Origin of the sequence: Paenibacillus sp. AD87 (assembly GCF_001659845.1) — a bacterium.
GTDB classification, from domain to species: Bacteria; Bacillota; Bacilli; order Paenibacillales; family Paenibacillaceae; genus Paenibacillus; species Paenibacillus marchantiae.
Window position 1 is genome coordinate 256,559 of record NZ_LXQN01000022.1, and the last position, 13,056, is coordinate 269,614.

A 13,056-nucleotide genomic window follows, 5' to 3' on the forward strand; every position below is an offset into this window, starting at 1 on the left:
CCCGCTCTTACGATTGCTGCTCCAATGTGAGCAATTGCTCTTTGGTTTGCAGCCCGCCTACATAACCCACCAGGGTTCCATCTTTACCGCTGATGCGGTGACAGGGAATAATAATCGGAATCGGATTTTTACTAATGGCATCCAGAACTGCTCGAACAGCTTTGGGCCTACCGATGATTTCCGCAACCTGTTGGTGTGTTGAGGCCTCTCCATAAGATATATCGGACAGGACTTGCCATACTTGTAGCTGGAATGGTGTTCCAAACAAATCCAGCTTCAGTTCAAACGCTTTTCGTTCTCCTGCAAAATACTGCTTCAACTGCTGTGCAGCTTCACTCAGCTTCTCTTCATTTTTCTCATATCGATATTCGCCAATCCATGTACGGGCCCATTGTTGCAGATGCGCCTCGCGCACATGGAATGCACCGAAATCAATGTGACACAGGCCCTTATCCGTGGCACAGAGCGTTAGTGTACCGATCGGTGTCAGTACCTCATCGTAATATACCGGCGTACCATGCAGGCCTGTTACGGCTGATGGTTTCCATGCTGCAGCTTCTGGTTTGGCAGGCTCTATCGTCTGCTCGCTTTCCTGTTCGGGTGTCTTATTCTGTTCCTTCTGATCCTCAGGCTTATCGTTGCTCTTTGGCTCTGCCTGAGGCTTATCGGGTAAGGTCTCGGACGAACTCAGTCGTTCCTTGGCCTTCTGCAGCATGCTTAGCACGTTCCCATCTTGTTCGTTAGCGGCAGCTTCCCCAATGGCTCTCATTGCGTCTTCTCCTCCAATTCTGCTCAGCGCCCAAGCTGCAGTTCCCCGCAGCTCGGGACGCGGATCACGCTTCAGTACCTCCGTTAGTTTCGGTACAGCGGTTTTGTCTTTGAAATTGCCCAGGGCAATTACGGCGTTGCGCTGGATTGGCTTCTTGCCCCGCCAAGCGGCGGAACTTTGGCCAAAGCGCTCTTTGAATTCACGGTTACCGATGTCAAGCAGCGGTATCAGCAAAGGTTTTACAATCTCCGGATCAGGATGAAACTCGGGATGGTGGTCCCAGTTTTTACCCCGATTCTTCGGACAGACAATCTGACAGGTATCACAACCGTACAGACGGTTGCCAATTTTCAGCATAAACTCTTCATCCACGAAGCCTTTCGTCTGGGTCACAAACGAAATGCAGCGCTGTGCATTCAGTTGTCCCGGTCCCACCAATGCTCCTGTTGGACAGGCATCAATACACTTCGTACATTCACCACAATCCTCGGTCACCGGGTTATCTGGCTGAAACGGAATATTCGTGACCAGTTCGCCGAGAAAGATCCATGAACCGAATTTGGGCGATATAATGGCACAGTTCTTGGCACTGAATCCAATCCCCGCACGCTGGGAAACAGCACGGTCCACCAACGCCCCCGTATCTACCATACTTTCGATCATGGCTTCAGGTACGCGTTCACGTATAAAGTTAACCAGCTTGTCCATCGCTGCACGCAGGACTTGGTGATAATCCTGCCCCCAGGCGGAACGAGCCAGAATACCACGGTATGCACCCGGCTCGGACTTCGGCGGATTGACCATCTTCGATGGATAAGCAACAGCAATAGCAATGAGCGAAGCAGGCTCTCCATCTTTTAGTTCGGGACGCACCCTTTTCTCAATATCAGGCTCCTCAAATCCGGACTCGAATCCTTTCGCCCGATGTTGTTCCAGAATGGATTTCAAGGTCACGAATGGTTCTGCCGAAGCGAATCCTATATCATCAATACCCATCTCGGGAGCAGCTGCCTTAATCTCTTGTTTTAACTTCTCCCATACAGCTGCTGCCTTTGCTGCTCCGGTCTGTACACTCGTCATATCTATTCCCTCTCTTCTTCCACGCTAATTCCGTAAATAGTGAACGCCCGCCTCAGGTGGGAGGACAGGCGCTGATTTCGATATACAAGTCGGACATACCGGAGCTAGAAAGAAACCGAGTCTATATCGTTTAACGCAAAATGCAGCGTGAAGTTGTTGTCCTTGTCCTGCTAACATTTTACAGTTTTTTAATTTCCGAGAACGGCCAAAAAATAAACTCCGCCCTGCCTACAATTTCACTGGATGTAATGCTGCCAAACATACGGCTATCCTTGCTCTTGCCTTCATGACGGTTATCTCCCATCACAAAGTAATGATCCGCTTCCAGCGTAATCGGTCCAAAATCAGGGTCCTGAACCTCCGTATCCGTGTACGTTTCCGCTTGCTGCTCCCCATTCACGAACAGATGATGATCCCGTACTTCAACCGTATCACCGGGAAGCCCGACAATCCGTTTGACCAGAAAATCTTTTTTCTCCACACCTTCGCTTGGATCACGAAGCACAATAACATCTGATCGGGACGGTGTCCCAAAATCATATACAATTTTATTTACAAACAGACGATCCCGCTCAACCAGCGTCGGCTGCATCGATTGACCTTTGACCATCGAAAGATTAAATACAAACAGGTTCAACAGCATCATGATTACAAAAGCAATCACTATCGTTTTCACCCAGTCCCAAAGCTCTGCAACCCAGGATTTCCCCGGTGGATCAGGCACTCCCGGACCATTTCGTTCCTTGGAAGCTACATGCTCCGTTGAAAGATTATTGGAGTTCAAAGAGACACCTCGTTTATCCATTTTGTGAAAAAAACGTCGATCGACATACTTTCAAGGAAGACAGATTGTATATAGTGAACGTTTTTCTTAAAAAAATCAGGAAGCTGACGTTCCGCGTTTATATGTTCTGATATTACCAAAATCGAGTGATCATAATCCTTTTAATTCTACTTCATTTGCAAGGGTGAAACAATTGGTTATGAGCCCCAACACAACTTGAAGGGTGAATAACAACGTGATTAAAACAGTTAAAATAGGGATTTACTTAAATATAAAGGCGTGCAGAAGTGGCGAAAAAAGGGGAATAATCGGTGAATAGCACCCATATAAATAGAAAGGCATATCCCTCACGTTGTTACACGTTGAAAGATACGCCTAATATGAAATGAAAATCTGTTATATTTCTTTTTAACCATGCAAACTAAGCTTTGGACAAGATACTAAGTTTCTGGAAAGCGCTCATAATCTGATTGGCACCGTAACCCATTGCTTCATAAAGAGGCATGGCTACTTTGTTGTGCTCATCACCCGCCACCCATATTTGACTGACTTTACGCTGCTGGAACCTTTGTTCCATGGCCTCGACAAGTTTTTTGCCGACTCCGCGGCGACGATAGTCTGGATGGACCGCAATACGATAGATGCATCCCTGGTTGTGGTCAATCGTACCGATCAAAGCGCCGACGAGGTCTCCCTCTTCTTCCGCAACCATGATCAGGTCAGAATCCCATGACAATTGACGGGCAAACGGGCCCATCGTGTTCTCATAACACTCTTCCGATAGTGCAACCTGGAGAAGCTCTGTCATCTGGCTTGCATCACTCAACTGAAAGGAACGAACGTGCATGTCTTAAATCTCCCTTTTCGTTAGCTTAGATGAGGTTTTACAAAAAGGGGCTCCCCTTTTTACCAAAAACCCAATGTTCATATAATGACAAAAAACGAGAAAATACCGCTTCTTCGTCAATTAAACCATACTTTACGCCATAAAACACGCATTTTCTTTTGAAAGCGCTTAATTGTAACCGTTTACATCCGAATATTAAACTTTCCCTCTATTTAAACACCTAAAATCACATAAATAGTTTCATAATGGGTAAAATATGTTTGTTATCTCTGACCCATGAATGGATTAACATCTGGGGGGACTTAATAAACAAAAATGTTGCTTAATTAGCCCGAATGCGGTTTAATATTAGTGACAAGGGTATTATTACATAGGTACCTGTGGCAATTTGCATAAATCCTGTGAGCGACTTTCACTCAGCAAGATATAGATCGAAGTGATCCTATTCGTCTAGAACTTGTCCCGGAAGCGATTCGAATTGAATTATGCAAAATGCTGACCGTAACAAAAATTCAAAAATCTCAGGAGGTATTTCACTATGACTTTTCAATTACCAGCACTTCCTTACGCTAACGACGCACTGGAACCACATATTGATGCGCAAACGATGGAAATTCACCACGATCGCCATCACAATACTTACGTAACGAACTTGAACGCAGCTCTGGAAAGCGCTCCTGAACTGCAAGGTAAAAGCTTGGAAGATCTGATTGCTAACCTTGACAGCGTACCTGAAGGTATCCGCACAGCCGTTCGCAACAATGGTGGTGGACATGCTAACCACAGCCTGTTCTGGGAAATCATCGGACCTAACGGCGGCGGCGCTCCTACTGGAGACATCGCAGCAGCAATCGATAGCGAACTGGGTGGCTTTGACAAATTCAAAGAAGATTTTGCAAAAGCAGCTACAACTCGTTTCGGTTCCGGTTGGGCTTGGCTCGTAGTTGGTAAAGATGGCAAATTGTCCATCACTAGCACACCTAACCAAGACAGCCCCCTCTTCGAAGGTCTGACTCCGGTTCTGGGTCTGGATGTATGGGAGCACGCTTACTACCTGAAATATCAAAACAAACGCCCTGACTACATCGGTGCTTTCTGGAATGTAATCAACTGGGACGAAGTAAACAAACGTTACGCTGCAGCGAAATAAGACTGCTGGCATAATAGAAGAGCCTGATTTGGTCAACACGACCGAATCAGGCTTTTTTTTGTTTGTTTTGCTTGCTGCACTTCGTTATGAGTAATCCTTCTACTGCTACGAGCTTTACGAGCTTTAAGTTAAGAATCCTTAGTCCTTAGAGCAAGTATCCTCATTCAAAGACGGTTAGTATGGAGTAGTTTCACTATTCATTAACATCGTCATATGCCCCTGCAAAATAACTGCTGATCAGCTTCAGGAATATGTTCGGGAATGCCATCTTGGCCATATCTTCTGGACCAATCCAGCGATAGGTCAAGCCATCACCCTTACCTGTCAGTGTGCTCAGCTCCTGGTCACTAACGTCAGATGGTGCGAGCAGCTCTCCATCGTTAAGCGATGTTGAGATGTTCTGTGCATGAGGAGTGCCCGGCTCCGATGGCGATGTGGCTGACTCAGGTGACACAGCTGATGATGCGGCTGTGCCCTCCCTTGTTGCCGCCTGTGCGTCGTAGGCGGCTCTGGCTTCCGCGGCGATCAGCGGAAGCTCGTTACTCTGGTCCTGCTCGGTGCATTTGTACACCTGCAGGCTCCAGACAATGTGGCTGAACACATGCTCCGCATGGGTAGCCAGCCCTTCCGGGCGGGCAGCGAAGCCTTCCGCCCAAAGACTGCCGGCCAGCAAAGCCATGGCCGGCTCATCTGCCAGCGGCCCCGCCGCCTTGCCGGCTGCGGCGGGCGCCGCCAGCACATGCGGCAGCTCCCACATGCGGGCCAATAGGCCCGTCGCTGGGCGCTGGCGCACAAGCACACGGCCGCGATGAGCACCGCGGCCCTCCACAATGGCGACCAGCCGCTGCTCAGGGCGCGGCGGCTTCGCCTTGGTCTTGACCGGCAGCGTGAGCTCCCGTCCGGCGATGCGGCCGGAACATTGCTCCATGACCGGGCAAGTCAGGCAGTGCGGCGCTTTGGGCGTGCACACCAGTGCGCCAAGTTCCATCAGCGCCTGATTGAAATCACGCGCACGCCCTTCTGGAATGAGCTCTCCCGCGAGCTCTTCCATCAACACCCGGGTGCTGCCCTTCATAATGTCCTCATCAATGAGGAAGTATCGGGACAGGACCCGCATCACATTGCCATCCACCGCTGGCTGCGGCTGGTTGAAGGCAATGCTGAGAATGGCCCCGGCTGTATACGGGCCCACCCCTTTTAACGCAAAGACTGCCTGCTTGTCCTGTGGCATCTCCCCACCGTGCAGCTCCATGACTTGTCTGGCAGCTGCTTGAAGATTGCGGGCACGCGAATAATATCCGAGCCCCTCCCAATTTTTCAAGACCTCTTCTTCCGGTGCTTCAGCCAAAGCCTGTACAGTCGGAAAATTCCCAATAAAACGGTTGAAATACGGGATCACCGTATCCACCCGAGTCTGTTGCAGCATAATTTCCGATACCCACGTGAAATAAGGATTGTTGTGGCGACGCCACGGCAAATCCCGTCTGTTGACCATATACCAATCCAGCAAATTCACACTGAAATGTCGTTTCTGTTCCAATAAACCCATATTCCCGTCCTCTCCTGTTACCATGCTTACGTTCTTCACACGTTCTCCCACATTGTTACTGTTCAGATTCAGGCAACGTCTCCCCCATCTGCTCTACAATAGCAAAGGCCGCAGCCAGCTCCGTCTGGTGAGTAATACTCAAGTGAATATCATACTGCTTGCCGTATGGCAGTTGCAGTCGTTCCCACGCTTCATCAGACAGTGTGGCAACGGGACGTCCTTTCGCATCAGGCAGCACTTCAATGTCGGTAAAACTCATCATGCTTCCAATGCCGCAGCCAAATGCCTTGGACACAGCTTCCTTCGCTGCAAATCGACCAGATACAAACTCCACCATCCGTTTTCCCCGATGCTCCGCAATCTCCTGCTCTGCATGCGTTAAAATCCGCTTCATAAACGCTTCGGCGTGTTGACCTGACAACAGCCTGCGCATACGCCCAATCTCCAGTACGTCATTTCCAATGCCATATATCATTAACGCTTCACCCGCTTAACCTTTTATGCTGTAAACGATCTCCATTCGGTCATCTGATCCGTAACTTATCCGAACACGTATTCTATTGTAGCAGGAGGCGCGCATGGATGCGAGTACCTTCGTCCACATTACCATTTATGTTAAAATATGAATCGGGAATAGAAGAAACTTTAGGAGGAATAAGATATGTCCACAGCATTTGAACTGCCTGCAGGCGAAGATGCCGTCATTCGCGGAAATATATTCACTGCACGGCAACCCGCTCAAGGAATCATTATCCTAGCTCACGGTTACAAAGGCTTCAAAGACTGGGGCATGTTCCCCTACACTGCATCCCAGCTAAGCGAGAACTATCACGTCCTGACCTTCAATTTCTCTCACAACGGAGTTGGAGAAGATCTAGAGCAATTTTCTGAACTTGAAAAGTTTGCAGTCAATACGTACAGCCGGGAGCTTGCCGACTTGGCAACACTGCTTGATTATGTGTCCACACAGCCAGAACTCCACGGACTGCCGGTATTTCTACTTGGACATAGCCGCGGTGCAGGCGTAAGCCTCGTGTACGCGCTGGATCATCCCGAACAGATTGCAGGTGTACTCTCCTGGAACGGTGTAACCAACTTGGATCTCTTTACCCCTGAGCAAAAAGAAGAAATGCGCACACAGGGCCGCAGCCATGTCACGAACGGGCGAACTGGCCAGCAGATGCCTCTGGACGTGTCCATTCTGGAAGACTTGGACGTGCATAAGGAGCGTTACGCCATCATTGATCGTTTGGCTTCTTCCCCTCTGCGTGTGGCACTTATTCAGGGAACAGAGGACGGCACACGGCTGCGTGACGGCTCGGCCGCACTGGTTCAGGCTCGCCCGGATATCCCGTGGCACCAGATTCCCGGCGGTAATCATACTTTTAATACTGTGCATCCATTCAAGGAATCGACGAAGCAGCTTGAGCAGGCGATCGCCGAAACACTTCGCCAGATCGCAACTTGGATTAACTAATCTTGCATAACAAAAAGAGTCGCTGCCTTATGCAGTGACTCTTTGCTGTTCAGATACTTGCATTGCCCATATCAGATCATGGCATGCTTGCAATCCATATTAGATGCCAGGAATGGCATTACGTTTGTGATGGGTACGTGTGTAGAATGCTTCAAGACGTTCCTGTGCAGCCGGATCAATTTGTTTGCCTTCCAGATAGTCACTGTTCGCTTCATACGAAATGCCCAGTTCATCTTCATCGGTCTGGCCTTCCCAGAGTCCTGCTGATGGAGCCTTGTCCAAAATGGCCTGTGGCACGTTCAAATACGCAGCCAGCTGACGCACTTGACGTTTGTTCAGGCTGCTCAGTGGTGTAATATCCACGGCGCCGTCACCCCATTTGGTGTAGAAGCCCGTAATGGCTTCAGAAGCATGGTCTGTTCCGACAACCAACAGGTTTTCCTCAAAGGACAGAGCATATTGCATCACCATACGGGTTCTCGCTTTCACGTTCCCTTTGCCTTGGTGAGTCATATGACGCGGGCTACCCATGGATTTGAAACCTTGTTCCACTTCGAGTGCGATTTCGTTCACTGCATCTTCAATGTTGGTTTCCACAACGTGCTTCAGGTCGTAGGCTTTTGCTACAGCATAGCTATGGTCAATGTCCGATTGCTCACCGTAAGGCTGGAATACACCCAGCGTTTTGTATTCCTTATTCTCTTCAGCTGTAAGCTCGTCCGTTGCTTTTTTGCAAAGTGCCGTAGCTACAGCGCTGTCAATCCCGCCACTGATTGCAATAAGCAACCCTTTGGAATTGGCATTTTTCACATAGGTTTTGAGAAAGTCCACGCGCTTGCGCACTTCCTCTTCTTCATTAATGCTTGGTTTAACCTTCAATTCAGCGATGATCTGTTGTTGCAAACTCATCGTTCACACACCCCGTTTCTAAATTAATGAAATTTGATGTCCATTTTGAAAGGTTCGAATGGTTCAATAACCCTATTCGCTCAAAATGAAACGCCCCGGCATCGGTCATCCGAAAGGCGGGGCGTTGCTTGAGCTAATTAACGGCAGTAACGGTCAAACACACTTGTGAGTTCAGCCGCAATTTCCTCCGCAGAACGATCTTCCACTTGATGACGCTCAATAAAGTGAACGAGTTCTCCGTCTTTCATCAGAGCGATGGAAGGTGAAGATGGAGGATACGGTGCAAAGTATTCACGTGCTTTTGCTGTAGCTTCTTTGTCCTGACCAGCAAATACTGTGTACAGGTGGTCTGGTGTAATATCATGTTGAAGTGCTTGGGATACACCTGGACGGCATTGACCTGCGGCACATCCGCAAACCGAGTTAATGACAACCAGAGCGGTTCCTTTGGCATCCGGCAAACTTGCTTCAACTTCTTCTGGAGTACGCAACTCCTGAATTCCCAAACGAGTCAGATCATCCCGCATCGGTTGAACCATATCTTTCATGTATTGATCAAATGACATAGACATTCGGTTTCACTCCTTAAACATGTGAGTTCTATTATTTAAAAAATTAAATGCTTTTGTGCTATTCCTATTATACATCCCTAATCAATGAAAGCAAGGTTCAAACACCGCCTGCGGAAAGGCTTCTCCTTCAATATTATGTCTCATTCCTTGGCAAAACATGCTTAAAGTTCAGCGTTGAAATGCAACCTTGAAAGTTGTACCCTGCCCTTCCTCCGATTCGACGGTAATGGTTCCGTTATGCCGTTCAACAATACTCAGACACATGGATAATCCCAGTCCGGTTCCTTTGGCCTTGGTCGTAAAAAAAGGTTCGAACAGCTTCTCCTGCTTCACTCTAGGTATTCCTGGGCCTGTATCTCGCACACACAGCTCCACGGTGTCATCCACCAACCGGGTCTCAAGTGTAAGTACCCCTTTTTCATTCATGGCTTCCATCCCGTTACGAGCCAGATTAAGTACCACTTGTTTGATTTCCTTTGAATTCAGATGCAGCTTCGGCACATTGTGAGCCAGCATAAATTCAATACTCTGACCTCGCAAATTTGCATCCGCCCATAACAAAGGACTTAGTTCATGGATGATATCATGCAGCTGGGATTCTTCTTTCTCGGCAATTCGATTCTGAGCCAATGACAGAAAATCATTAATAATGCTATTCGCCCGATCAAGCTCTTCCAGAACGATCCGGTAATAGTGATCCAGGGACTCTGGACTCTTTTCCTGCATTAATTGAAGAAAACCACGCACAACCGCCATCGGATTCCTTACTTCATGGGTAATACTTGCAGCCATTTGGCCGACAAGACTGAGGCGATCCACATTATCGAGCTCGCTCCGCAGCATTTCAAGCTCAGTAATATCCTGAATGATCAACATGGCTCCGGTAGCCTCTCTTGGCAGTTCTGCTGAATACGCGTATATGGGAACCGTCCGGGATTGGAACACGTTTGAACCGTAACGCACTGTTAGCCCACTCACTTCTCCATGAACAATGGCTTTACGAATACTGCTCTCCATCTTGTCTGCCTGGGCTTGTTCGACAAACTGACTCGCTGGTTGCCCAATCAAATCTGGTGTGGTTGTGCAAGGCAGTTGATCCCGCGCCGTTTGCTCCATCGTATCATTGACGAACTGCACGGTCCCTTCCTTATCTACGGTTGCGATGGACAAAGGAACGGCATTCAGAATTTGGTTAAGCTTTTCCGTTTCGGCTATGTATCTATGATGAACTTCGGACAAATGTTGCTCTAGCCCCCGGTGATGTTGCATCTGTTCAATCCAGAGCATACTAAGACTTCCAGCAATAACTGCACCGATCGTATATCCCAGCGCTAGCAATACCCACTGTACTATTGAGAATATGTGCTGGCTTTCCATCAATGGAATATACAGTACACTGGACACAACCAGCTCTGCCGTTATTAAGGCGATAATTGTTGCCATTTTGCGTGAACGTGTATAATGCTTGAATCGTTTGGCTGACAACCATACAATAGGATAGAGAAGGATGCCCGTTTGAAGTAGAAATCCGTACAAATTATAGGGATGCGCAAAGAGAAAATAGAAGAGTATCTGGAGAAGAGACAGCGTTAGACCAATGCGAGGCCTGCAATACAATATGACTAGCGTCAGGGGCACAATGCCCAAGGAGATGGGAACTGACACCGGACTCCCATAGTGGGCAAAAAGCAGACATAGCAACATGCTCACCACACTGGTAGCGGCAAAACTGGTCTGTACCATCCTATGATATCCTGCCTTGGCGACCGCTTGCTTGGAGAGCCCCAAGTGCAATAATGGAATCAGGAATACCGCAGTTCCTGCAAGCAGTATTTGTAAAAGAATGTCCTTCAACGCAACCACAATGCCATCTCCCTCCTCTGCCTGCACATTCCCTCATGTATTTCTGATTAAAACATAGGCGACAGTATATTACAATATATCCCTTAAGACTGCATAATAGAACTGCTAATACATTTGTATTGTTTCATAAACAGGCAGGAGTAGACAGGGTTTTCGGAAAACAGACAAAATCAATGAAAAAAGAGGGTAATAATGCATGTATGATGTCATTGTAATTGGCGGTGGATCTGCGGGCCTCATGGCCTGTGTTGCCGCTGCTGAGCATGGAGCCTCAGTGCTTCTGCTGGATAAAGGAGATCAACTCGGCCGTAAACTCGGGATCTCTGGCGGCGGTCGCTGCAATGTGACCAATGCCAAGGAGACGGATGAACTAATCCGGCATATTCCGGGCAATGGACGCTTTTTATATAGTTCATTTCAGAATCTGGACAATCAGGGAATCATGCGGTTTTTTGAAAATCTCGGTATTGCCCTGAAAGAGGAGGATAACGGGAGAATGTTCCCGGTAACCGATAAAGCCAAAACGGTCGTTGATGCGTTGGTAGGTAAAATTGTTTCCCTTGGGGTAGAGATTCGCACCAAACAGCCGGTTAAGGAATTAATTCAGAACGATCAACACGTGCAGGGCGTGAAGCTAGCTTCTGGCACAACGGTACTTGCACGCTCTGTTATTATGGCTACCGGGGGTAAATCAGTCCCTCAAACCGGATCAACCGGGGATGGCTACCCTTGGGCTGAAGCGGCTGGACATACGATTACAGAGCTGTATCCGACAGAAGTACCGATTGTATCTGGCGAGAGCTGGATTCAATCCAAAGAACTGCAAGGCTTGTCCTTGCGGGATGTCGGGTTATCTGTTCTAGATGCCAAAGGCAAATCGGTTATCTCCCATCGCGGAGATATGATCTTCACCCATTTCGGCGTATCAGGACCGATCGCGCTTCGTTGCAGCCAGTTCATTCGCAAGGTGCAAATGAAATCTGGGAACCCTCAGGTCACGATGAGTATTGATCTGTTCCCCGATCTGTCCCCCGGTGCTCTGGAAGCCCAGGTTCAGCAGGTGCTGGAGCAGGAATCCCGAAAGGCCGTCAAAAACATACTCAAAACATGGGTTCCTGAGCGCATGATTCCATTGATGATGAAGCGTACAGAGATCAGCGAAGACCTCACATTTCACCATTTCCCCAAAGGCATGTTAAGTGCATTAGTGGGGTTAATGAAAGATTTCACCTTCCGCGTAGACGGAACTCGTTCTCTCAAAGAAGCCTTTGTGACTGGTGGGGGAATCCACTTAAAGGAAATATACCCCAAAACAATGGAATCCAAGCTGCTGCCGGGACTATTCTTTTGCGGTGAAGTTTTGGATATTCACGGCTACACGGGAGGCTATAATATTACCGCTGCCTTCTCTACGGGGTACACGGCTGGCATGCATGCTGCAGAGTATAAAAACGCTCGCTCATGACTTGAACATAGGATGTTGATGGACAGAGTTAGGGTCCACATCACGTAAGTTTATTAAGAGCATGAAAAAACCTCGACATCCCGCTATCGGCGGGGTATCGAGGTTTTTTTGAAATGTACGCATTCCAGAATCACTGTCACCAACAAGGCAAGCAGCATCGTTGCCCCTGTTGCATTTACGCCTTCACACTGCCCGAGAAACCATCCACTGAATCATCGAATGTCGGATCTTCATCCCGGTTAGACATCTCCTGTTCGGGATTGCCCCCCTGGGTTCCGCTCGCATAACCTTCATTCCAATCTTCATTCACAAGATGAGCCGGAATGGATATATTCTGAAACTGATCCAATCCATCTGTTTCGGAGAGAAACACCGCACTTCCTCCGTGTGACTGTACGATTTCCACAGCAGATAGCGTATCCTGTCGATCTGTAGGAATGTACAATTCAAGCGGTCCTGACTGGTATGGCTTATACCCCAGTTCCTCCAAAGTTGCCTGCGCCGCGAGCAACGCTGCATTGTCTGCAAAATGTACCTGAAGTTCACTATCATCCAACATGATTTTTTCCTCCTTGCGAGAGCCGATCCCTT

General features: G+C 48.3%; 12 protein-coding genes. 3 read left to right on the top strand and 9 right to left on the bottom strand.

Annotation, left to right across the window (positions count from 1 at the left end; all coding sequences use genetic code 11):
• Positions 1-7: 7 nt before the first annotated feature.
• The 3 genes from queG to gpAD87_RS29315 all read right to left on the bottom strand — a co-directional run bounded on the left by queG (position 8) and on the right by gpAD87_RS29315 (position 3,480).
• The gene (queG, locus tag gpAD87_RS29305; RefSeq protein ID WP_064642404.1) at positions 8-1,849 is read right to left on the bottom strand and encodes a tRNA epoxyqueuosine(34) reductase QueG; all 1,842 of its coding nucleotides are present in this window, start codon (positions 1,847-1,849) and stop codon (positions 8-10) included.
• Positions 1,850-2,027: 178 nt separating this feature from the next.
• A complete protein-coding gene (gene lepB / locus gpAD87_RS29310; protein WP_231952931.1) occupies positions 2,028-2,633 on the bottom strand; it encodes a signal peptidase I in 606 nt (201 codons plus the stop codon).
• 421 nt (positions 2,634-3,054) lie between these two features.
• Positions 3,055-3,480, bottom strand: a complete 426-nt coding sequence (locus gpAD87_RS29315) for a GNAT family N-acetyltransferase (RefSeq protein ID WP_024632996.1) — start codon at positions 3,478-3,480, stop codon at positions 3,055-3,057.
• A 538-nt stretch (positions 3,481-4,018) separates the two neighbouring features.
• Here gpAD87_RS29315 and gpAD87_RS29320 point away from each other — a divergent pair.
• Entirely contained in the window at positions 4,019-4,630 is a 612-nt protein-coding gene (locus gpAD87_RS29320) for a superoxide dismutase (RefSeq protein ID WP_024632995.1), read from the top strand.
• A 193-nt stretch (positions 4,631-4,823) separates the two neighbouring features.
• On the opposite strand, the gene mutY is transcribed toward gpAD87_RS29320, so the two are convergent.
• Positions 4,824-6,179 carry an A/G-specific adenine glycosylase gene (gene mutY, locus gpAD87_RS29325; protein ID WP_064642405.1) on the bottom strand — a complete coding sequence of 452 codons (1,356 nt, stop codon included), beginning with the start codon at positions 6,177-6,179 and terminating at the stop codon, positions 4,824-4,826.
• A gap of 55 nt (positions 6,180-6,234) precedes the next feature.
• Entirely contained in the window at positions 6,235-6,654 is a 420-nt protein-coding gene (gene acpS, locus gpAD87_RS29330) for a holo-ACP synthase (protein WP_064642407.1), read from the bottom strand.
• A 186-nt stretch (positions 6,655-6,840) separates the two neighbouring features.
• Here acpS and gpAD87_RS29335 point away from each other — a divergent pair, with 186 nt between their 5' ends.
• Positions 6,841-7,656 (top strand): alpha/beta hydrolase, encoded by an 816-nt coding sequence (locus gpAD87_RS29335; protein ID WP_064642409.1) that lies wholly within the window; start codon positions 6,841-6,843, stop codon positions 7,654-7,656.
• A 99-nt stretch (positions 7,657-7,755) separates the two neighbouring features.
• On the opposite strand, the gene nadE is transcribed toward gpAD87_RS29335, so the two are convergent.
• The 3 genes from nadE to gpAD87_RS29350 form a co-directional block, all read right to left on the bottom strand.
• Positions 7,756-8,565, bottom strand: a complete 810-nt coding sequence (gene nadE / locus gpAD87_RS29340; protein ID WP_063567821.1) for an ammonia-dependent NAD(+) synthetase — start codon at positions 8,563-8,565, stop codon at positions 7,756-7,758.
• 137 nt (positions 8,566-8,702) lie between these two features.
• Positions 8,703-9,137 carry a BrxA/BrxB family bacilliredoxin gene (locus tag gpAD87_RS29345; RefSeq protein WP_053779648.1) on the bottom strand — a complete coding sequence of 145 codons (435 nt, stop codon included), beginning with the start codon at positions 9,135-9,137 and terminating at the stop codon, positions 8,703-8,705.
• Positions 9,138-9,305: 168 nt separating this feature from the next.
• On the bottom strand, positions 9,306-11,027 hold the full coding sequence (locus gpAD87_RS29350; RefSeq protein ID WP_082935396.1) for a two-component system sensor histidine kinase NtrB: 1,722 nt from the start codon (positions 11,025-11,027) through the stop codon (positions 9,306-9,308).
• 169 nt (positions 11,028-11,196) lie between these two features.
• Between gpAD87_RS29350 and gpAD87_RS29355 the strand changes: the two genes are divergently transcribed.
• Positions 11,197-12,465: an NAD(P)/FAD-dependent oxidoreductase gene (locus gpAD87_RS29355; protein ID WP_064642411.1), complete on the top strand. Its 1,269-nt coding sequence runs from the start codon at positions 11,197-11,199 to the stop codon at positions 12,463-12,465.
• Positions 12,466-12,640: 175 nt separating this feature from the next.
• On the opposite strand, the gene gpAD87_RS29360 is transcribed toward gpAD87_RS29355, so the two are convergent.
• Entirely contained in the window at positions 12,641-13,024 is a 384-nt protein-coding gene (locus gpAD87_RS29360) for a hypothetical protein (RefSeq protein WP_063567819.1), read from the bottom strand.
• Between the last annotated feature and the right edge of the window lie 32 nt (positions 13,025-13,056).